This window comes from Amycolatopsis echigonensis (assembly GCF_002846615.1).
In the GTDB taxonomy this organism is placed as follows: Bacteria; Actinomycetota; Actinomycetes; order Mycobacteriales; family Pseudonocardiaceae; genus Amycolatopsis; species Amycolatopsis echigonensis.
The window spans coordinates 815,691-835,520 of the sequence record NZ_PJMY01000003.1 but is presented as its reverse complement, the minus strand read 5'-3'; the positions used below and the strand labels follow the sequence as shown (position 1 = coordinate 835,520).

At 70.5% G+C, this 19,830-nt stretch carries 20 protein-coding genes; 11 read left to right on the top strand and 9 right to left on the bottom strand.

Going from position 1 to position 19,830, the window contains the following annotated elements; translation table 11 throughout:
* Positions 1-108: 108 nt before the first annotated feature.
* Genes ATK30_RS08365 through ATK30_RS08355 form a run of 3 tightly spaced genes read left to right on the top strand, consistent with a single transcriptional unit; the run spans position 109 to position 2,164 of the window.
* The gene (locus ATK30_RS08365; RefSeq protein ID WP_037366776.1) at positions 109-963 is read left to right on the top strand and encodes a GNAT family N-acetyltransferase; all 855 of its coding nucleotides are present in this window, start codon (positions 109-111) and stop codon (positions 961-963) included.
* 42 nt (positions 964-1,005) lie between these two features.
* Entirely contained in the window at positions 1,006-1,863 is an 858-nt protein-coding gene (gene map / locus ATK30_RS08360) for a type I methionyl aminopeptidase (protein ID WP_037366779.1), read from the top strand.
* Between the two features lie 37 nt (positions 1,864-1,900).
* Entirely contained in the window at positions 1,901-2,164 is a 264-nt protein-coding gene (locus ATK30_RS08355) for a hypothetical protein (RefSeq protein WP_143271359.1), read from the top strand.
* Here the strand turns inward: ATK30_RS08355 and ATK30_RS08350 are convergent, their stop codons facing one another.
* On the bottom strand, positions 2,165-2,839 hold the full coding sequence (locus tag ATK30_RS08350) for a FadR/GntR family transcriptional regulator (RefSeq protein ID WP_167441859.1): 675 nt from the start codon (positions 2,837-2,839) through the stop codon (positions 2,165-2,167).
* A gap of 48 nt (positions 2,840-2,887) precedes the next feature.
* Here ATK30_RS08350 and ATK30_RS08345 point away from each other — a divergent pair, with 48 nt between their 5' ends.
* The 3 genes from ATK30_RS08345 to ATK30_RS08335 all read left to right on the top strand — a co-directional run bounded on the left by ATK30_RS08345 (position 2,888) and on the right by ATK30_RS08335 (position 5,845).
* Complete coding sequence (locus tag ATK30_RS08345; RefSeq protein ID WP_244194555.1) at positions 2,888-4,159, top strand: CynX/NimT family MFS transporter; 1,272 nt, start codon at positions 2,888-2,890, stop codon at positions 4,157-4,159.
* Between the two features lie 114 nt (positions 4,160-4,273).
* Positions 4,274-4,846 carry a TetR/AcrR family transcriptional regulator gene (locus ATK30_RS08340; RefSeq protein ID WP_101435082.1) on the top strand — a complete coding sequence of 191 codons (573 nt, stop codon included), beginning with the start codon at positions 4,274-4,276 and terminating at the stop codon, positions 4,844-4,846.
* A gap of 36 nt (positions 4,847-4,882) precedes the next feature.
* Positions 4,883-5,845: an alpha/beta hydrolase gene (locus tag ATK30_RS08335; RefSeq protein ID WP_101435081.1), complete on the top strand. Its 963-nt coding sequence runs from the start codon at positions 4,883-4,885 to the stop codon at positions 5,843-5,845.
* A gap of 58 nt (positions 5,846-5,903) precedes the next feature.
* Here ATK30_RS08335 and ATK30_RS08330 read toward each other — a convergent pair whose 3' ends face one another.
* From ATK30_RS08330 to ATK30_RS08320, 3 genes are all read right to left on the bottom strand, one after another.
* Positions 5,904-6,179: a hypothetical protein gene (locus ATK30_RS08330; protein WP_101435080.1), complete on the bottom strand. Its 276-nt coding sequence runs from the start codon at positions 6,177-6,179 to the stop codon at positions 5,904-5,906.
* Positions 6,180-6,280: 101 nt separating this feature from the next.
* Positions 6,281-7,675, bottom strand: a complete 1,395-nt coding sequence (locus ATK30_RS08325; RefSeq protein WP_101435079.1) for a mycothione reductase — start codon at positions 7,673-7,675, stop codon at positions 6,281-6,283.
* Positions 7,676-7,745: 70 nt separating this feature from the next.
* The gene (locus ATK30_RS08320; RefSeq protein ID WP_208637299.1) at positions 7,746-8,606 is read right to left on the bottom strand and encodes a M15 family metallopeptidase; all 861 of its coding nucleotides are present in this window, start codon (positions 8,604-8,606) and stop codon (positions 7,746-7,748) included.
* Between the two features lie 172 nt (positions 8,607-8,778).
* Here ATK30_RS08320 and ATK30_RS08315 point away from each other — a divergent pair, with 172 nt between their 5' ends.
* Together ATK30_RS08315 and ATK30_RS08310 are read left to right on the top strand one after the other, a co-directional pair.
* Positions 8,779-9,597 (top strand): S1 family peptidase, encoded by an 819-nt coding sequence (locus ATK30_RS08315; RefSeq protein WP_101435077.1) that lies wholly within the window; start codon positions 8,779-8,781, stop codon positions 9,595-9,597.
* A 20-nt stretch (positions 9,598-9,617) separates the two neighbouring features.
* Positions 9,618-10,049, top strand: coding sequence for a GNAT family N-acetyltransferase (locus ATK30_RS08310; protein WP_101435076.1), 432 nt, complete (start codon positions 9,618-9,620; stop codon positions 10,047-10,049).
* On the opposite strand, the gene ATK30_RS08305 is transcribed toward ATK30_RS08310, so the two are convergent.
* The 3 genes from ATK30_RS08305 to ATK30_RS08295 form a co-directional block, all read right to left on the bottom strand.
* Positions 10,046-11,212, bottom strand: coding sequence for an 8-amino-7-oxononanoate synthase (locus ATK30_RS08305; protein WP_101435075.1), 1,167 nt, complete (start codon positions 11,210-11,212; stop codon positions 10,046-10,048). The genes ATK30_RS08310 and ATK30_RS08305 overlap by 4 nt on opposite strands.
* 259 nt (positions 11,213-11,471) lie before the next feature.
* Entirely contained in the window at positions 11,472-13,163 is a 1,692-nt protein-coding gene (locus ATK30_RS08300) for a DEAD/DEAH box helicase (protein WP_101435074.1), read from the bottom strand.
* A gap of 320 nt (positions 13,164-13,483) precedes the next feature.
* The gene (locus ATK30_RS08295) at positions 13,484-14,440 is read right to left on the bottom strand and encodes a serine protein kinase RIO (RefSeq protein ID WP_101435073.1); all 957 of its coding nucleotides are present in this window, start codon (positions 14,438-14,440) and stop codon (positions 13,484-13,486) included.
* 21 nt (positions 14,441-14,461) lie between these two features.
* Between ATK30_RS08295 and ATK30_RS44640 the strand changes: the two genes are divergently transcribed.
* Complete coding sequence (locus ATK30_RS44640) at positions 14,462-15,085, top strand: hypothetical protein (RefSeq protein ID WP_143271358.1); 624 nt, start codon at positions 14,462-14,464, stop codon at positions 15,083-15,085.
* 23 nt (positions 15,086-15,108) lie between these two features.
* Here ATK30_RS44640 and ATK30_RS08285 read toward each other — a convergent pair whose 3' ends face one another.
* Complete coding sequence (locus tag ATK30_RS08285; RefSeq protein WP_101435071.1) at positions 15,109-16,095, bottom strand: aldo/keto reductase; 987 nt, start codon at positions 16,093-16,095, stop codon at positions 15,109-15,111.
* 83 nt (positions 16,096-16,178) lie between these two features.
* Here ATK30_RS08285 and ATK30_RS08280 point away from each other — a divergent pair, with 83 nt between their 5' ends.
* Both ATK30_RS08280 and ATK30_RS08275 read left to right on the top strand, forming a co-directional pair.
* Entirely contained in the window at positions 16,179-17,723 is a 1,545-nt protein-coding gene (locus ATK30_RS08280) for a phytoene desaturase family protein (RefSeq protein ID WP_101435070.1), read from the top strand.
* A 4-nt stretch (positions 17,724-17,727) separates the two neighbouring features.
* Complete coding sequence (locus ATK30_RS08275; RefSeq protein WP_101435069.1) at positions 17,728-18,816, top strand: NAD(P)/FAD-dependent oxidoreductase; 1,089 nt, start codon at positions 17,728-17,730, stop codon at positions 18,814-18,816.
* A 258-nt stretch (positions 18,817-19,074) separates the two neighbouring features.
* Here the strand turns inward: ATK30_RS08275 and yaaA are convergent, their stop codons facing one another.
* Positions 19,075-19,818 (bottom strand): peroxide stress protein YaaA, encoded by a 744-nt coding sequence (gene yaaA, locus ATK30_RS08270; protein ID WP_101435068.1) that lies wholly within the window; start codon positions 19,816-19,818, stop codon positions 19,075-19,077.
* Between the last annotated feature and the right edge of the window lie 12 nt (positions 19,819-19,830).

Genomic DNA, 19,830 nt, shown 5'->3' with positions numbered 1-19,830 from the left:
CGGACCGCTGGGCAAGAGGCTCCGCCGTTCGGGTGCGAGGGCCGTTCATCTCAGCGTGTCGGCCGGCTCGCGTTCCGTTCACCCGGTTCATCTGGCACTCTGGACCCTGTGTTGCGGCTTGCAGGTGCACGGCTGCTCGACGATCGGGACTATCCGGCGGTGCGCGCTGCACTCGCCGCCGACCCGGTGGGCAGCTGCATGGTCAGCGCCCGGGTCGAGGCGGCCGGTCTCGACCCGTGGCGGCTCGGTGGCGAGCTGTGGGCGGCCGATTCCCGTCCGGTGCGCGCCGGACGGCTCACCGGTTTGTGCTTCGCCGGCCCCAACCTGATCCCGTTGCGCGGCAACGCTTCGGCGCTGCGGTCGTTCGCTGACCGGGCGCTGCGCCGCCAGCGCACCTGCTCTTCGCTCGTCGGACCGGCGCCGCAGGTGCTCGGGCTCTGGGACGAGCTGTCGCCGGAATGGGGACCGGCCCGCGAGGTACGCGGCGACCAGCCGCTGATGGCGCTCGAAGGCGACCCGCTGGTGCCCGCTGATCCGCAGGTCCGCACCGTCCGCCCGCACGAACTGGACCGCTATCTGCCCGCGGCGGTGGCGATGTTCATCGAGGAGGTCGGCGTCGACCCGCGCGCGGGCGACGGCGGGGCCAGCTACCGGGCCCGGGTCAGCGAGCTGATCTCCACCGGCCGCGCGTTCGCGCGATTCGAGGACGGCGAGGTCGTGTTCAAGGCCGAGATCGGCGCGATGTCGGCGCGGGTCGGCCAGATCCAGGGCGTCTGGGTGCATCCGGACCGGCGCGGCAGCGGGCTCGGCACCGCGGGCACCGCGGCGGTGGTGAATCGCCTGGTCCACGGCCTGGGCCGGACCGCGAGCCTGTACGTGAACGGGTTCAACGCGCCCGCGCTCGCGGCGTACCGGCGGATCGGGTTCCAACAGGTCGGGCAGTACGCGACGGTGCTGTTCTGAGCTGGCTGCGCCGCGGCCGGACGAGGTCGTAGGCTGGGGGACATGTCCGTTCGCGCCCCGTTGAAGCCCGGCGTCCAGACGCCGCGCCGTGCCGTCCCCGCCGACATCGCCCGTCCCGAGTACGTGGACCGTCCGGCGCCGAAACGGGACACCGGCAACGGAGTGCGCACGCCCGAGGTCATCGAGGCGATGCGGGTCGCGTCGAAGATCGCCGCGCAGGCGCTCGAGGAGGGCGGCAAGGCGGTCAAGCCGGGCGCGACCACCGACGACATCGACAAGGTCGTGCACGAGTTCCTGCTCGACCACCACGCGTACCCGTCGACGCTCGGCTACCGCGGCTACCCGAAGTCGTGCTGCACCTCGCTGAACGAGGTGATCTGCCACGGCATCCCGGACTCGACCGTGATCGAGGACGGCGACATCTGCAACATCGACGTGACGGCCTACATCGGCGGCGTGCACGGCGACACGAACGCGACGTTCCTTGCCGGCGACGTCTCGGAAGAGGTGCGGCTGCTGGTCGAGCGCACCCGCGAGGCGACCGCGCGCGCGATCAAGGCGGTCCGGCCCGGCCGTCAGCTCAACGTGATCGGCCGCGTGATCGAGGCGTACGCGAAGCGGTTCGGCTACGGCGTGGTCCGCGACTTCACCGGCCACGGCGTCGGCCCGGCGTTCCACACCGCGCCGACGGTGCTGCACTACGAGGAGCCCTCGGTGCAGACGCTGATCGAAGAGGGCATGACCTTCACGATCGAGCCGATGATCACGCTCGGCACCATCGAGTACGACCTGTGGGACGACGACTGGACGGTCACCACGAAGGACAAGAAGTGGACCGCCCAGTTCGAGCACACGCTCGTGGTGACTGCGGACGGCGCGGAGATCCTGACGCTGCCGTAAGGCTTCTCCCCGGGGCCACTGCTGCGGCTCGTGCTGGGTGCGGCGGACACGTTCGTCACCAGCGGAGGCATTGCTCGGCCGCGACGATTCGGCCGGGCTCGAGGTGGTCGCGACCGCCTTTGCCGACGCCGACCCGGACCACGCTGACTGGATCTATACCGCGGTGGACGACGTGTTCGTGCTGTGCACCGACGAACCGGACGCGGCGTTGCGGGAGTGCGAGGCGCTGAAAAAGAACGCTGCCGAAGCGACGCGCCGCGGTGCGGAACGCTTGGCTGACGCGCTCGCCCCGGTCGACTGATCACAAGCCTTCGGCGCGCGCGATCAGCTCGTCCAGGAATCCCGCCGCTTCGGCGGCGGACCGTTCGGCGTCGCGGGCTTCGATCGCGTCCACCAGTTCCCGGTGCCGGATCATCTCCGCGTGCTCCGGATTGTCCGAAGTGGACGCCACGCTCGCGGTGATCGCCTCCATCAGCCCGCGGTAGAGCTCCAGCAGCAGCCCGTTGTGCCCGCACCGGACCACGACCTGGTGGAATTCCGCGTCGCTGCGGGCGAAATCGTCGAGGCGGCCTTCGTCCCAGTCGGTGTCGCGCCGGTTGAGCAGGACGCGCAGTTCGGCGAGGTCTTCGTCAGTGCGCGCGGTCGCGGCCAGCCGGGCGCCCTCGACCTCCAGCAGCCGTCGTACGTGCAGCACCTCGCGCAGTTCCGTCCCGCAGAGGCGGCGGATCGCGCCGGACACCTCGCTCGTCGCGCGCACGTACGTGCCGTCACCCTGGCGGACTTCCAAGATCCCGGTGTGCGCCAGCGCGCGCACGGCCTCGCGGACCGTGTTGCGTCCGACGCCCAGCTGCGCGGACAGCTCCGGCTCTGTCGGGATGCGGTGCCCGATCGGCCATTCTCCTGCGGTGACCGCCTCGCGCAGCTGGTCGATGACCTGGTCGACGAGTCCGGCGCGGCGGGTGGTGGCCAACGGCACAGCCTGATCCCTTCATCCAATCATCCTACGTATGGAATAGTAGCGCACATGTCCGCCGAGTCCCGAGACGCCGCAGCCGTGTCCACCGCCACCTATTCCGACCGGCTCGAGCTCGAGCTGGAAGGCAGCCTCGAGGAGGCGCCCGCCGGTCGGCGGCCGGGCGTGGTGGCCGGCGGCGTGCTGCTGGCGATCGCGGTGGTGCTGACGGCGATGAACCTGCGGCCGGCGATCACGAGCGTCGGCCCGCTGCTCGCGGAAATGCGGGGCAGCCTCGGCGCGTCCGCGGTGTGGGCGAGCATCCTCACGACCCTGCCCGGCCTTTGCTTCGCAGGAGCCGGTCTCGCTGCTCCCGTGCTGTCGCGCCGCCTCGGCATCGGCCCGGCGATCGGCCTCGCGCTGACGGTGCTGACCGCGGGCCTGGTGGTGCGGGTGCTCGACGGACCGTACGTCGTGCTCGGCGGCACGCTCGTCGCGACTGCCGGGATCGCGCTGGTCAACGTGCTGATCCCGGTGGTGATCAAGGATTCCTTCCCGGCTCGCGTCGGGCTCATGACCGGCGTCTACACCGCAGCGCTGCAGGGCGGCGGCGCGGCGGGTTCCGCGCTCAGCCCGCCGCTGGAATCGGCTCTCGGCGGCTGGCGTGCCGCGCTCGGCTCGTGGGGCGTGCTGTCGGCGATCGCGTTGGTCGCGTGGCTGATCGCTTCGCGCGGTGCGGGCCGTCCGCCGCGTCCGGCCGCGGGTTCCGCGCCCGCCCGGTCGCTGATGCGCAGCCCGCTGGCGTGGATCGTCACGATCTTCTTCGGCCTGCAGTCGTTCATCGCCTACGTCGTGATGGGCTGGCTGCCGCAGGTCTTCATCGACGCGGGCGTCAGCAAGGGCGACGCCGGTCTGCTGCTCGGCCTGATCTCGGTGATCGCGGTGCCGATCAGCCTGGTGATCCCGCCGATCGCGGCGCGCCAGAAGAGCCAGAGCCCGTGGATCGTCGGCATGGGCGTCTTCGGCGCGGCCGGGATGCTCGGTCTCGTCATCGCGCCCGGGTTCTCGCCGCTGCTGTGGAGCCTCTTGCTGGGAATCGGGATGAGCGTGTTCTCGCTGGCCCTGACGGTGATCGCCCTGCGAGCCCGGACCGGCGCTGAAACGGCGCGGCTGTCGGGGATGGCGCAGGGCATCGGGTACCTGCTGGCGGCGGTGGGGCCGTTCGTGTTCGGCCTGCTGCACGACGCGACGGGCGGTTGGACGGTTTCGTTGATCGTGCTGCTCGCGGTGATGGTGACGCAGATGATCTTCGGCGCGCTGGCCGGGCGGCGTCGCTTCGTCTGACCTGAGAAAAGTGGGCGGCCGGTGTTCTACCGGCCGCCCACTTGTCGTTTCAGGGTGTGTGGTCTGAGGCACCGCGAGCTTACACTTTTGCGTATTAGTGTTAAAAATGTAGCCATGCCGAAGGTCTCCTCCGCACAGCTCGTCCTCGACGCCGCCTACCGGTGCTTCTGCCGCAACGGCTATCGCCGCACCACGATTTCCGACATCGTCGAAGAGGCGCAGATGTCGCGCCCGACGGTCTACAAGTACGTCGGGAGCAAGGAAGACGCGATCGTCAAGGTCGTCGAGTCCCTGCTAGAGCAGGCCGCGGTGGCGGCGCGGACGGCGGCCGAGGCCGCGAGCACACCGGGGGAGAAGGTCGTCGCCGTGCTCACGGTGAAGCTCGAGGTCGCCATCCGGCTGTGGCAGGACAGTCCGTCGCACGCCCAGGAGCTGCTGTCGGCCGCGACCGCTCAGGCACCCGGCCTGGTCACGTCCTACACCGACGGCCTGGCCGAACTCCTGGCCTCGGCCCTGGCGGAGGTGGTCCCGGACACCGCGCGGCAGGCCGCCGCCGTTCTGCTCACCTTCACCCGCGGCCTGGAGGACGACCTGCGCGACGTCGACGCCGTCCGAGCGGAACTCGCGGCCGGCGTCCAGATGATCACCCGCGGAGCACTCACCGGCTCCGCGTCTTCTCCGGCCTGACCCGAGCGGGCCCGGGCCTTCCCGAAAGGACCTCTCATGACCACTGCTCCCGCCTATTACCGCGACCAGCAGGCATGGCGCGATCTCCAGCAGTTCCTTCCCGAGCGGCTGCGCCTGACCGACGCCACCGCGCCCGAGGAAGACTTCTGGGACTGGCGCGGCCACCGCGTCCATCTCGACCGCTACCGCAACCCCGACACGAAGGCCAAAGTCGTCCTCCACCACGGCGTCGGCACCAACGGCCGCCAGATGTCGCTCATCCTCGGCGCCCCGCTCGCCCGGCGCGGCTTCGAGACTGTGGCCCTGGACAACCTCGGCTACGGCCTCACCCAGGTGAAGCCCGGGACCACGCCGTCCTACGACGACTGGGTCGACCTCGTCGTCGACTTCCTCGCCTACGAGCAGTCCCGCGACGACCGTCCCATTGTCCTTTATGGACTGAGCGCCGGCGGAATGCTCACCTACCATGTCGCAGCCAAGGCCCCGCGCGGAACTCTGCGCGGCATCGTCGGCATGACCTTCCTCGACCAGCGCGACCGGCGGGTCCGCGACGAAACGTCCCACGACAAGCTCACGGCTCGAGCGGGCGTCCCGCTGATGGGCCTGCTGGCGAAGACGCCGCTCGCGTCCGCGAAGTACCCGATGAGCCTCGCGTCCAAGATGTCCGCGCTCGCGAACGACCCGGACGCGATGAAGGTCCTGATGAAGGACCGCACCTCAGCCGCCAACTGGGTCAGCGTCCGCTTCCTCGACAGCTACGCCAACTACACGCCCGCGGCCGAACCGTCCGACTTCGACGCGTGCCCGGTGCTCCTCACTCAGCCCGCCGAGGACCGCTGGACGCCGCACCACCTCAGCGGGCCCGTGCTCTCCCGCATCAGCAAGGTCCCGGTCGACACCGTCATGCTCGACAACGCCGGGCATTATCCGCTCGAAGACCCTGGTCTCCGGCAGATGGAAGACGCCATCGCCGACTTCGTCACCCGGACCACCGCCTGATCCGGCCCGCGGCGGCTCCGGCGGGTCTGCCCACTGTGGACACTCCCGCCGGATCGCGTCAGCTGCTCGCCAGCACCGCCTCTTCCCGTGCCGGCCCGGGAAGCTGGCCGTTGCGCCGAACATCGTCGAGCGCGGCCACCGCGACGGCAAGGCACTGCGCGGCCCACTCGGACGGCTTCGCCCGAAGCTCTTCCAGCAACGCCAGCGTCGCGGCCGTCGTCCCGGCCTCGGCCCGCCGCACGGCGAACACCAGCTCGAGATCTGTGACCTCGCTCCAGCGAGTGGCCAAATCTTCCGCCGCCGCAACGGTTTCTCCGGCGATCATGTCGGTCATGTCAGTCCCCGCACCTCCGCGGGAACGGTAACAACGCGACATCCTTGTTACCCGATTCGGGAATCGCGACCGCTCGCGACCCACTCTGAGTAGAACCCGGGTCAGTGCAGCGGCAGATTCAGCAGCGCGTTCTCCACCAGTTCCGGCATCGCCGGGTGGATCCAGTACTGTCCGCGCGCCATCGACCGCGCGTCGAGGCCGAAGCTCATCGCCTGGATCAGCGGCTGGATCACCGTCGACGCTTGCGGGCCGATGATGTGCGCGCCCAGCAGCTGTCCGGTCGCCGGGTCGGCCAGCAGCTTCGCGAAACCGGTCGTGTCCTCCATCGCCCAGCCGTAGGCGATTCCCGCGTAGTCCTCCTTCGAGACCACAAAGGACAGTCCGCGCTCGGTCGCCTGCGCCTCGGTCAGTCCGACCGACGCCACCTGCGGCGAGGTGAACACCGCGTGCGGCACGAAGCGGTGGTCGGCCTTGATCCGGTCGTCCGGGTGCAGCAGATTGTGTCGCACCACACGGGCTTCGTGGTTCGCGACGTGTTTCAGCTCCAGCGGCGACGAGATGTCCCCGAGCGCGTAGACGCCTTCGACGGACGTCTGCTGGTAGTCGTCCACCACCACGTGCCCGCGTTTGGTGGTGGCGACGCCGGTGGCGCCCACGTCGAGCAGATCCGAGTTCGGCTTGCGGCCGGTGGCGACCAGGATCAGGTCGGCCTCGACCGTCTCCGCGCCTTGCGGTCCTTCGAGATCGAGCGCGACCCCGTTGTCCGTGCGGCGCGCGCGAACCGTCTTGCGGTCCAGCCGGACGTCGAAACGCTGCGAAGCCAGTTCGGTGAACCGGGCGCTGACGTCCGCGTCCTCCTGCCGCAGCAGCGCGCCGGAACGGTTCACCACGGTGACCGCCACGCCGAACGACGCGAAAACGTGCGCGAACTCCGCCGCGATGTATCCGCCGCCGAGCACGACGATCCGCTTCGGCAGGGCATCGAGCCGCATGACCGTGTCGGAAGTGTAGTAGCCGGTTTCGGCCAGCCCCGGCACGTCCGGGATCACCGGCCGCCCGCCCGCGGCGAGCACGAACCGGTCGGCGGTGACGACCTCGTCCGGACGTCCGTCGGCGAAGCTGACGCGCAGTTCCTTCATGCCGGTGAACCGGCCTTCGCCGCGGTAGACGTCGACGTTGCGGTTGTCCTCGTGGTTCTCGCGGTACTCCGCGCCGCCCTCGGCGATCGGGTCGATCCGGCCGAAGATCCGGTCCCGGATGTCCGGCCAGCGCACCGCGGTCAGCTCCTCGTCGACGCCGAGGCGGGAGCTGCCCGCGGGCGTCGCGGCGACGTCGGCGGCGTAGACGAACATCTTCGTGGGGATGCAGCCGACGTTCAGGCAGGTCCCGCCGAACACGCCCTTCTCAACGATGGCCGTCCGGAGGTCGGCGAACTCCGGTCCGAGGATCGAGTTGCCCGATCCGGTCCCGATGATCACCAGGTCGTAGTGCGGCACGGCGGTCCTTCCCGAAAGCGGTCTGCTGCCAGCCTAGTCAACCTCCGGCGCCTGCCCGCGTGTTCCCGGATCACTCGCCGTTGGCTGTGAAATGCATCCGGTCGACCGGCGAGGTCCACGCCCCGCCCCACTGCCAGCCCACCCCGGCGAACGCGCGCACGACCGGGCCGCCCGCGGTGACCATCCCTGGCCGGACCCTTGCGCGGTCGACGTAGGCGGACGCCAGCTCGGGGACGACGAGATCGCCCTTGGTGTACGGGTTGCAAAACGGATTGACGTCCACTGCGAGCCCGTACGCGTGCGCGGACCAGCTTTTCTGCCCGCGCATCGGACGGCAGACGAACGCGCTCGTGTTGTTCCCGTCGCCGGTCGGCGGCGCGTTGAGTTCGGCAGGGGAGGTGATGCGCATTTCCTCGATCGGGAACTGCTGTGCGTACAGCTCGCTGAACGCCTTGACGACGGCTGGCGCGGCGTCCTTGTGCACCAGCAGCTCGCCGGTGTGGGTGCGATGGTCGAAGCCCCAGAAGGAAAGCGTCACGTAGCGAAGGTCGGCCGACGACACGGGGCAGGCGGCCTGCCAGGTGCTGCGCTTGAGCACGGCGTCGGGAACGCCGGCGATCTTCGCGGTGTACGTGGTGCTCGTCGGCGGCGGGAGGAAATCCCGGGTCGGCAGCGAGCGGTTCACCAGTTCGGGTGGAGTCGGCTGGATCTCGCCGAACCCGTCCGGGCGCAACGGCAGGGGATGAGCACCCACCTGCCAGGTGACGGCGGGTGCGCTCGTCGCTGTCCGAGTTGCCGGAACTGTCGGACCGGACGGAGCCGGCGGCGCGCTCAACGGGCTCGGCGGGGGTGCCGCGGGGGTGCCGGTGGCACATCCGGCCAGCGAGAAGACGATCAGCGCGCCGGCCGTCGCGGCTGTTTTCCGTCGCATGCCTCCAGCTAAGCGAATGCGCTCGGTGTATAGAGACTCCACCCGTTCCAGTGACACCGTTTTGGGCTTGGCCCGTTTAGGGTAATCGCGGCCATGTGTGCACGCGCCGGAGTCGGCTGATTCCCGTGCGCGTCCAGGCTGTGCTGTCGTAGTGCCGATGAAGGGAAAGCCCATGCCCGCGAAGCTCCGTCGTCCGGTCCTGCTCGCGGCCGGGTCGCTGCTCGCCGCCGCGATCGCGGTCCCGGTCGGTTCGGCCTGGGCCTCGACGCCGTCCGACCCGGGTGCGCACGCGCAGCCCCGCATCGTGGGCGGCAGCGAAGCATCCCTGGCCGACCACCCGTACGCGGTGTACCTCACCGACCAGAGCGGTTCGCAGTTCTGCGGAGCGGTGATCGTGAGCCCGTCCGCGGTGGCGACGGCCGCGCACTGCGCGAAAGCTCTGCCGAAGTCGTCGGTCCACGTGGTCGCCGGACGGCAGGACAAGCGCGGCGACGACGGCGTGGAGCTCGGCGTTTCGCGGGTCTGGGTGAACCCGGACTACAGCGACCCGACGAAGGGCGACGACATCGCGGTCCTCACCGTGCGCGGACGGCTGCCCTATCGCGCGGCGAAGCTCGCGGACAAGAACGACCAGTCGCTGTACGCGGAAGGCACGCAGGCGACCGTGCTCGGCTGGGGACGGCTTTCCGAAGGCGGGCAGCGGTCGGACGTGCTGCGCAGCGCCCAGGTGCCGCTGGTCAGCGACTCCACCTGCAAGACGGCCTACGACACCTACGACCCGTCGAGCATGGTGTGCGCCGGCTACCCGCAGGGCGGCCAGGACGCCTGCCAGGGAGATTCCGGCGGCCCGCTCGTCGAGGGCGACACGCTGGTCGGCATCGTGTCCTTCGGCGACGGCTGCGGAAAACCGGGCAAGCCCGGGGTGTACACGCGGGTTTCGCAGTTCTCCGACGACATCGCGGCGCAGTCCCAGGCGCGGCTGTTCGGCTGAGCTGTGTTAAGCAAGGCGGTGTGACGACTCTGCACCGCGCTTTCGGGCCTGACCTCGCCGCCGCCGACCTGTACGAGATCCTCCGGCTGCGGTCGGACGTGTTCGTGGTGGAACAAGACTGCGTGTACGCCGACATCGACGGGCTCGACCTGCTTCCGGAGACGGAGCATCTGTGGCTGGCTTCCGGCACGGAGGTCTTGGCGTGCCTGCGGGTACTGGCTGAGCCGGGCGGCGGTCGGCGGATCGGCCGCGTGGTGACGGCGAAGTCGGCGCGTGGCCAGGGTTTGGCGGCGCAGCTGATGGCGGCGGCGCTGGAAGGTGCGACCGGCGAGTTCGTGCTGGACGCGCAGACATACGCGCAGCAGCTTTACGCGCGGTTCGGGTTCGTGTCGGAGGGCGAGGAGTTCCTGGAGGACGGGATCCCGCACATCACCATGCGCCGCCCGGCTTAGCCGCGGGGTGCGGTCGCGGCGATCACCTTCACCGCGCGGTCGACATCTGCTTCCGACAGGTCTGCACGGGCGGTGAGGCGCAGCCGGGAGACGCCGTCCGGTACGGCGGGCGGGCGGAAGCAGCCGACCTGGATTCCTTGCTCCGCACAGGCTTCCGCCCACGCGGTGGCGGCTTGCGGCGACGGGGTCCGCAAGGCGACGACGCCCGCTTCCGGGAGATCGACCGGCAGACCGGCGTTCTTCAGGCCCATCGCGAGGTTTCCGGCGTTCTCGATGACTTTCGCCGGCAGTTCCGGCTCGGACTTGAGCACCTGCAACGCGGTCAGCGCGGCGGCGGCGCTGGCCGGGGCGAGCGCGGTGTCGAAGAGGAAGCTGCGCGCGGTGTCGACGAGATGCCGGATCACGCGGCGCGGACCGACGACAGCGCCGCCTTGTGCACCGAGAGCGTTGGAGAGCGTCAGTGTGGTGACGACATCTGGCGCGGACGACAAACCGGCGGCGTGCACCGCGCCCCGGCCGCCTTCGCCCAGGACACCGAAGCCGTGCGCGTCGTTGACGACGAGCGCGGCGCTGTGCGCACGGCAGATTTCGGCGAGTTCGCCCAGCGGCGCGAGTTCGCCGTCGGCGGAGAACACCGAGTCGATCACCACGATCGCGCGCGGTTTGCGGCGGGTGGCCAGCGCGTGCTTGATTGCCGCAGGGCTCGCGTGCTCGACGGCCGCGATGTCCGCGCGCGACAACCGGCAGCCTTCGACCAGCGACGCGTGGACGTACTTGTCGGTGACGATCGCCGATTCGGACCCGGACAGGGCCGTCACCGCGCCGAGGTTGGCGGTGAAGCCGGAGGAGAACACCAGCGCCGCCTGGGTTCCGCAGAACCGGGCCAGTTCGTGTTCGAGTTCCGAATGGAGTTCGGTGGACCCGGTGAGCAGGCGCGATCCGGTGGCCCCGGCACCCCAGCGCAACGCGGCCGCGGCGGCTGCTCCGGCGACGCGCTTGTCGCGGGCAAGGCCGAGGTAGTCGTTGCCCGCGAGATCGAGGACGGCGTGCTGCGCGGGACGCGGATTCATCCGGCGGGAGAGACCGGCTTCCGCGCGCCGCTGGCCTTCGGCTTCAAGCCAGTCGAAGACGTTCTCAGGCGGCAGCGGCGGAGTGTCAGTCACCCTGGCAGTGTCGCATCCGGCCGATCACCGCGTTGGCCGCCCCGCCGAAGGAAAGGCGGGAAGTGTGGCGCGGCAACGGAAACCGGCTGGTGCGGCGGCTCCGGAGCGGGGCTTGCGGAGCGTGGTCCGCGGGCGAGATCGCTGCGCGCCGGGGCGCGACTTTCGGGGTGCGTGCGGCGCTCGACCCGGCTCAGCAGGAGAAACTTGCCCGGGAACGAAGAACGGCCCCGCCGGAGCGGGGCCGTTCTTCAGGAATCAATCAGGCGTCGTAGCCGCGACGCGGGCCGCGGCTCGGACGCTGCGGGCGACCGGCACCGCCGCCGAAGCGCGACTGCTGCCGGCTGCGGCTGAAACCGCCGCCGCCCCGGCTGTCACGGGCGCCGTAGCCACCCTCACGCGCGTAGCCGCCTTCGCGACCACCTTCGCGCGAGTAGCCACCCTCGCGTGCGTAACCGCCTTCGCGCGAGCCCTCGGACGAGCCACGGTTGTAACCGCCTTCGCGGGAACCACCGCGGTCGTCACGCGAGCCGTAACCGCCGCGACCGCCTTCGCGGGAACCGCGGTAGCCGCCGCCTTCACGCGGGCCGCGGAAGCCGCCGCGGTCGCCGCCGAAGCCGCGGCCGCCGGAACGGCGCGGGGACTCCCGGCGACGCTCCACGACCGGCTCGCCGCTCGGCTCGCGGGCGCCGGTGATGCGGGACAGTTCCTCGTCGCCGGTGCGGATCATCGTGGTCTCGGCGCGGACGCCGGCCCGATCGGTCATCCGGCGGACGGTGCGCCGCTGGTCGTGCGTCACCAGGGTGACGACGATGCCGGACGCGCCCGCGCGAGCGGTGCGGCCCGCGCGGTGCAGGTAGTCCTTGTGGTCCGCGGCCGGGTCGACGTGCAGCACCAGCGAGATGTTGTCGACGTGGATGCCGCGCGCGGCGACGTCGGTGGCCACCAGGACCGCCGCGTGGCCTTCCTTGAAGTCGGCGAGGACGCGGTTGCGCTGGCCCTGGGTCTTGCCGCCGTGCAGCGCCACCGCGTGCACGCCGCTCTCGCGCAGGCGCTCGGTCAGCCGGTCCACGTGGTGCTTGGTGCGCACGAACATGATCGTGCGGCCCTCGCGGGCGCCGATCCGGGTGATGATGTCCTGCTTGTCCGAGTGCGACACCTGGAACAGGTGGTGGTCCATGGTGGTGACGCTCGCGGTCGACGGCGCGACCGAGTGCGTGACCGGGTCGGCCAGGTACTGCCGGACCAGCCTGTCGACGTCGCCGTCGAGCGTCGCGGAGAACAGCAGCCGCTGCCCGCCGGGCGGGGTCAGGTCCATGATCTCGCGGACCTGCGGCATGAAGCCCATGTCGGCCATCTGGTCGGCCTCGTCGAGCGCGATGAAGTTGCAGTCGCCGAGCGAGGCGGTGCCCTGGCGGACGTGGTCCGACAGCCGTCCCGGGGTGGCGATCAGCAGGTCGACGCCGCGGGCGAGCGATTCCGCCTGGCGGCCGAAGGACATGCCGCCGACCGCGGTGCGGCACCACAGGCCGAGGGACTTGGCGAGCGGGGTCAGCGAGTCGGCCACCTGCATGGCCAGTTCGCGGGTCGGCACCAGCACGAGCGCGCGGGGGCGCTTCGGGCGGGCCTTGCCGCCGTCGAGCCGGGCCAGGATGGCCAGGCCGAAGGCCAGCGTCTTGCCGGACCCGGTCTGGGCGCGGCCCAGCACGTCGCGGCCGGCCAGCGCGTCCGGGATGGTCGCGGACTGGATCGGGAACGGAGCGTCGATGCCCGCCTCGGCGAGCGCCCGCAGCAGCGGCTCGGGCAGGCCCAGCTGGGCGAAGGTCTTGACGGCGGGGGTCTCCACCGTGTCGTCGTGGAGAACGTCTCCACCGGCCGGCCGGTGCCGCGGCTTGCGCTCGGGGCGGCCCGCTCGGGAGCGGGCGGTCTGGCCGGAGTCGTACGTGATGGTCACAAATGCCTCTCGGACGTGGCACGTCGCAAGGAGGCCCGGGCTGCCCGCGCGCAGGCAGGGCAAGATGGTGTGGCGATGGGCGTTCACAGGGACGGACCCGGTGCGCCTAGCCATGGCGTGGCACACCGACGGGAATTGCTTCGGATGGCCGCGAGTCCTTCTGCGGACTGTGGAGGCGACGGACACCAACTCATCCACGCCGCCGTTGCGGTCTTGACACACTGTACCTGAGAGAGCGTGATTGCCCCGCACCCAGGTGCGCGGTTGTGGGCGGGGTCGCAGGTGTGGCCTGACGCACACCTGCGACCCCGCCCCCGCGTTCAGCCGAGACCGGCCGCGTTTTCCAGTTCCCGCACCAGGTCAGCGGTGTCGGCGACCTGTTCGGACAGTCCGCGGCTGTGGAACCAGCCGGCGAGATTCGCGACGTCGCGCGCCAGGAATTCCCGGCCGCGCGGGTTCGCGATCACGTCGACCGCCTGGGGCAGGTCGATCACCATCAGCTGGCCTTCGTGCACCAGGAGGTTGTACGCGGACAGGTCGCCGTGCGCGAGTCCTTGTCCCGCCAGGAGTTCCAGTGCCGACACGGCCTGCTCCCACAGGTCGGCCAGCTCGTCCGGCCCGGGGCGCAGCTGCGCCAGCCGGGGCGCGGCGGTGCCGTCGGGTTCGCCGAGGAACTCCAGCAGGATCTCGGTGCCGTGCCGCTGCACCGGATACGGCACCGGCGCGCCGATCGTCCACAAGCGACTGAGGACGGCGAACTCCGCCACCGCCCACTGTTCGGCGATCAGGTTGCGGCCGAACGAGGTGCGCCCGGCCATCGCGCGCATCTCGCGGGACCGGCGCATCCGCCTGCCCTCGAGATAGCCCGCGTCGCGGTGGAACAGCTTGTGCTCGTCTGAGCGGTATCGCTTGGCTGCCAGCAGAACTCCGTCGTCTCCGGGAAGGTTGCGGCGCAGCAGGTGCACGTCCGCTTCCTTCCCGGTCTTGAGCACGCCGAGATCAGTGTCGACCGCGGCGAGCTCGGTGACGACCCAATCCGGCCGCGGATGCGGGCCTTGGTCGGCGTCGTCCCAGGTGGTCCACCGGTCGGCGCCGTCGGGCAGTTCGGTTTCGGTGTAGGCGTCTTCGCGAAGCTGGGCGAGGCGGATCCGCTCGGCTTCGGTGAGCCGTCCCCGGCGAGCCGGGGCGGGCCCGTCGTCGTAGCGAGGGCGACGGCGCATCCGGCGGTCGGAGTAGTCGGAGGCGTCGGAAAATTCGTCGAAATCGTGCTCGCGCACTGGTGGGTTCTCCTAGATGAGGTGCCCACCGGGCGAGCGCGTGCTCTAGCCGAGGCGGGCGGGCGGAAGAGGGCAGGACAGCGCCCGGACAATCTCCACGACGCACCTCCCTTTCTTCCGGCAGCCGGCGGCATCCCGCCGGACGCCGATCACCTTGCCGCCCGTTCCGGACCCGCGCAACTGATTTATTTCGCGCGCGAGCGCGGCGTCGAGGAGCTACTCGTCGCCGCTCCCCGAACTCGCCCAGACGATCACTCTGTCCGGCCGGATGCGGAGGCTCGGTTCGTCGGCCGGATCGGCCACGTACGCGAGCCGGTCGGAGCGGCGGACCGCCTGCCGGCGGCCGAACTAGTGAGGTCGGCGATCCGCGAACGGACGGGCGGCGTCGTGGACGCGCTCCGGCAGCTAGCGCTGAAGCTGCTGGACGAGGGGCACGTGCTGCCCGGTGTGGGCGGCGACATCGAGCCGCTGATGCGGACGGTCTCGGACCCGGCTGAGCTGTCGGTGTCGCTCGGGAGCGGGTGGCGCGGGCGTTCGACGCGGTGGAGCGCTTGGTCAGCGGCTGAGGCGAGCGCATGCAACGGCGAGCCGCGCATCGCGGGCTACCGGGAAGCGCCGTCGCTGAAGGCGGCGCTGGCTCGCTAGCGTCCAGCGCCGCCTCAGGCCGGTCAGCGGTTGACGAACGCGAGGTGCGCCGCGTCGTAGCGCTCGCCCGCGAAGTTCTCCGGCGCGGCGACCGTCTCGATCGCGGCGAGATCGTCGGCGGTGAGCTCGACGGTCAGGGCCGCGAGGTTTTCCTCCAGGTACTGCTTCCGCCGCGTGCCCGGGATGGGCACCACGTCCTCGCCGCGCGCCTGCACCCACGCGAGGGCCAGCTGTCCGGTCGTGACCTCCTTCGCGGCGGCCAGCTCCTCCAGTTTCGCCACGATCGCGAGGTTCCGGTCGAGATTGCCCTCGGCGAACCGGGGCTGGTAGCGCCGCACGTCGTTGTCGTCCATCGTTTCGGTGGTGCGGTAGCGGCCGGTCAGGAAGCCGCGGCCGAGCGGGGAGAACGGGACGATGCCGATGCCGAGTTCACGGCAGGTCGGTGCGATTTCCGCTTCCAGGTCGCGGGTCCACAGCGACCATTCGCTCTGCAGCGCCGCGATCGGGTGCACCGCGTGCGCGCGCCGGATGGTCTGCGCGCTCGCCTCGGAAAGCCCGAGGTGACGGACTTTTCCGGCCTGCACCAGGTCCGCCATCGCGCCGACGGTTTCCTCGATCGGCACGTCCGGATCGACTCGGTGCAGGTAGTACAGGTCGATGTGGTCGGTGCCGAGCCGCCGCAGCGAGGCGTCGCAGGCCTGGTGCGCGTAGGCGGCGTCGCCGCGGACCTGGGTCGGTTCGCCGAGGCGGCTCGCGATGCCGAATTTGGTGGCCAGCACGACCTCGTCGCGGCGGCCGGCGATCGCGCGGCCGATCAGCTCCTCGTTGTGGCCGGAGCCGTAAAAGTCGGAAGTGTCAAGGAAATTCGCCCCGAGGTCGACGGCGTAGCGCAGCGTTTCGATCGACTGCGCGTCGTCGGCCGCGCCGTAGCCGTGGCTCATTCCCATGCAGCCCAAGCCCTGTGCGGACACGGTCAGTCCGCCGAGGTTGCGGGTCGGGATGTGGGTCATGATCGCTCCTTCTGCGCCGGATCTTGTCTTCGGCGACGCTAAGACCTGGAGCGCGCTCCGGGTCAAGCATTAGGCTCGCGACGGTGGACTACGACGCGGTGATCGTGGGCGGCGGGCACAACGGGCTCGTCGCCGCGGCCTATCTGGCCCGGGCCGGACGGTCGGTGCTGGTGCTGGAACGGCGGGCGGAGATCGGCGGCGCGGCGGTGTCGTTCCGCGCGTTCCCTGGCGTGGACGTCCGGCTCTCGCGTTATTCGTACCTGGTCAGCCTGCTGCCGAAGCGGATCGCGGCCGAGCTGGGTTTGGACGTCCGGCTGCGGAGACGGCGGATGTCGTCGTACACCCCGGTCGGCGACACAGGTCTCCTTGTCGACACGGGTGACGACGGTCGGACCGGAGAGTCGTTCCGCGCGGCGACTGGGTCCACAAAGGACCATGCGGCCTGGCAACGGTTTTACGCCTCGGCGGCGCGGGTGGCGGAGGCGACCTTCGATTCTCTGACCGAGCCGTTGCCGACGCGCACTGAGCTGCGGCAACGGATCGGCGACGACGAGGCGTGGGCGACGTTTTTCGAGCGCCCGGCAGGAGAAACGCTGCGCGAGCTGTTCGAGGACGACGTCGTGCGCGGGGTGGTGCTCACCGATGCGTTGATCGGCACTTTCGCCTCCGCGGACGACGTGCAGCTTCGGCAGAACCGTTGCCTGCTCTATCACCTCATCGGCAATGGCACCGGCGACTGGGATGTCCCGGTCGGCGGAATGGGTGCGGTCACCGCCGCGCTCGCCGACGCGGCCCGTCGCGCTGGAGCGGTGCTGGTCACCGGCGCGGAGGTGCTGTCCGTGACACCGGACGGCGAAGTCCGTTACCGCGAAGGCGATACGGAACGCGTCGTAGTCGGCGGGCATGTGCTGGCGAATGTCGCGCCGCGCGTGCTTGCCCGGTTGCTCGGCGAGGAGCCCGCGGAGTCGCCGGAGGGTGCGCAGCTGAAGGTGAACATGGTGCTGCGCCGACTGCCCCGGTTGCGCGATGCGGTCGATCCGCGCGACGCGTTCGGCGGGACCTTCCACGTCAACGAATCGTTTGCCCAGCTCGAAACCGCTCACCGGGAGGCGGCGGCGGGCCGGGTCCCGGCGGTGCCGCCGTGCGAGCTCTACTGCCACTCGCTGACCGACCCGGCGATCCTCGGCCCGGCTGAGCGAGCGGCGGGCGTGCAGACGTTGACGTTGTTCGGCCTGCACATGCCGGCTCGGCTGTTCGAAGCGGACAACGACGGGGCGCGGGCGGCGGCGCTGCGGGCCACCGTGGCGTCGCTGGACAGCGTGCTCGCGGAGCCGATCGAGGACTGTCTTCTGCTGGACGGCGACCGGAAACCGTGCATCGAAGCCAAAACGCCGCTGGACTTGGAGGCGGAGCTGGGGCTGCCGCGCGGGCACATCTTCCACCGCGACCTGTCGTGGCCGTACGGCGACGACGACACGGCGGGGACCTGGGGCGTCGAGACCGCGCACGAACGGGTGCTGCTGTGCGGGGCCGGCGCGGCCCGCGGCGGCGGGGTGAGCGGGATACCCGGGCACAACGCGGCGATGGCGGTGCTCGGTCGACGTTTCGGCGGCGGACAGGCAGGGTGAAGACATGCGCGTGATCGTGATCGGCAGCGGGATCGGCGGGGCTTCGACGGCTTACCATCTGGCGCTGCATGGAGCGGAAGTCGTCGTGGTGGACGCGGATCGGGCCGGGGTGGCGACCGATGCGGGCGCCGGGATCGTCAGCCCTTGGACGTCCACTTGGGACGAAGCGGTCTATCCGCTCGCGGCCGCCGCCGGTCGGTACTACCCGACTTTGGCCGCTGAACTGAGCGAAGCCGGGCACGAATCGTCGTATGAGGTCGTCGGCGGGATGGTGGTGTCAGCTCGCGAGGAGGAGCTGACCGAGGCTTACGACCGGCTCGTCGCGCGGGTGGCGGAGGCACCGGAAGCCGGGGTCGTGAAGCGGCTCGATGCCGGGCAGGCTCGGGAGCTCTTTCCGCCCTTGGCGCCGGAGTTGGCCGCGGTGCATCTGTCGGGAGCGGGCCGGGTGGACGGGCAGGTGCTGCGTCGTGCGCTGATCTCCGCGGCGATCGACCGGGGCGTCGAGTTCGTGACCGCTGAGGCTTCGCTGGAGCCGGGGTTGCGGGTCCGGGCCGGGGCGGAGGAATTGTCCGGGGACGCGGTGGTGCTCGCGGCTGGGGCCTGGTCCGGGGAAGTGGCGGAGGCGTTGGGGGTGCCGGTGCCCGTGACGCCGCAGCGGGGGCAGATCAGTCACTTCGCTCTGCCTGGTGCGGATACGCGTGGTTGGCCGGTCGTTTTGCCTCGGACCAGTCACTATTTGCTGGCGTTTCCCGGTGGCCGGGTGGTGGCTGGGGCTACTCGGGAGAGCGGGGCCGGGTTTGACCATCGGGTGACCGCGGCGGGGCAGAGGGAAGTGCTGGAGCAGGCGTTGGCGGTCGCGCCTGGGTTGGGGGACGCGGGGCTTGTCGAGACGCGGGTGGGGTTTCGGCCTGCTTCGCCCGATGGGTTGCCGTTGCTGGGGCAGGTCGCGCCTGGGTTGTATTTGGCGACTGGGTTCGGTCCGGGTGGGCTTACGTTGGGGCCTTATGCGGGGAAGCTGGTGGCGGAGTTGGTGTTGGGGGCGGATGTTCCCGGGGAGTTGTTGAGCGGGTGTGGTCCGGGGCGGTTTTCTTGAGCGTGGGTGTGGGGCTTGGTCGGCTCGTCGCCTGGTGGCGACATTGCGCCCGGTCCTCGCGTGGGGCACCCCGAAGCTGAGTGTGCTGACGGTCTGGGGGTGCTTGTCAAGGCGGGAAAGATGCCTTGACAAGCACCCCCAGACCGCAGAGGAGGCTTCGTATCGGGGTGCGGGGGTGGTGTGGGTGCTTGGTGGGTTGGGTGCGTCGGTGGCGGTTGGGTGGGTTGTGAAGGGGTCCTTGAGGGGCCTTGGGGGCGGTCAGTCGGTGAGGAGTTCCAGGGCGTGTTCGCCGGTGCGTTCTACCGTCAGGCCTGCTTTGCTGATGACGCGCACTAGTTGATCCACAGTGGACGGTTCGCTTCGCGAGGTGGCCAGAACTGCGGCCAGTTTTCCTTTGTAGGCCTTGTTGAAGTGGCTCACCGTGGTGCGGTTGCCGTTGGCGTCTTCGGTGACTACGCGGACGGTGACTGCGTCGGAGCGCAGCTTCGCGAAAGCGGCGTACGTGCCGGAGCGGAGGTCTACGAGCAGGCCTTCGACGTCGCGCAGTACTGGTTCCAGGACCGGCTTCCACAGGCCTCGTACGGTGCCTAGTGCGGGGACCGTGTTGCCGCCTGAGAGGCGGTAGGCGGGGATGGGGTCGGTTGCTGCGACGACGCCGAACAGGGACGACGTGACGGCCAGGCGCTGTTGTGCTTTGGCCAGTCCGGCGCGGGTGAAGCTTTTGACGTCGAGTGCGTCGTAGAGGACGCCGGTGTAGCGGCGCAGCGCGGGCATCGTCGGGGAGGTCCAGAGCTGGGCGTTGCGGGTGACCTCGTCGGCTTGGCGAGCGGAGATGCCTAGCGCGGCGAGGCTCGCCGGGACGTCGCCGGCAAGCTCCACGAGGGCGTCTGCCAGTTTGGCGCGCACGGGGTTCAGTTCGGGAAACGACAGCGCGTCCAGATCCAGCGGCGCGCCTTTGCCGCCGTCGGCCTTGGTTTCTGAAGGAGGGAGGAGCACCAGCACCCCCGGAGCGTA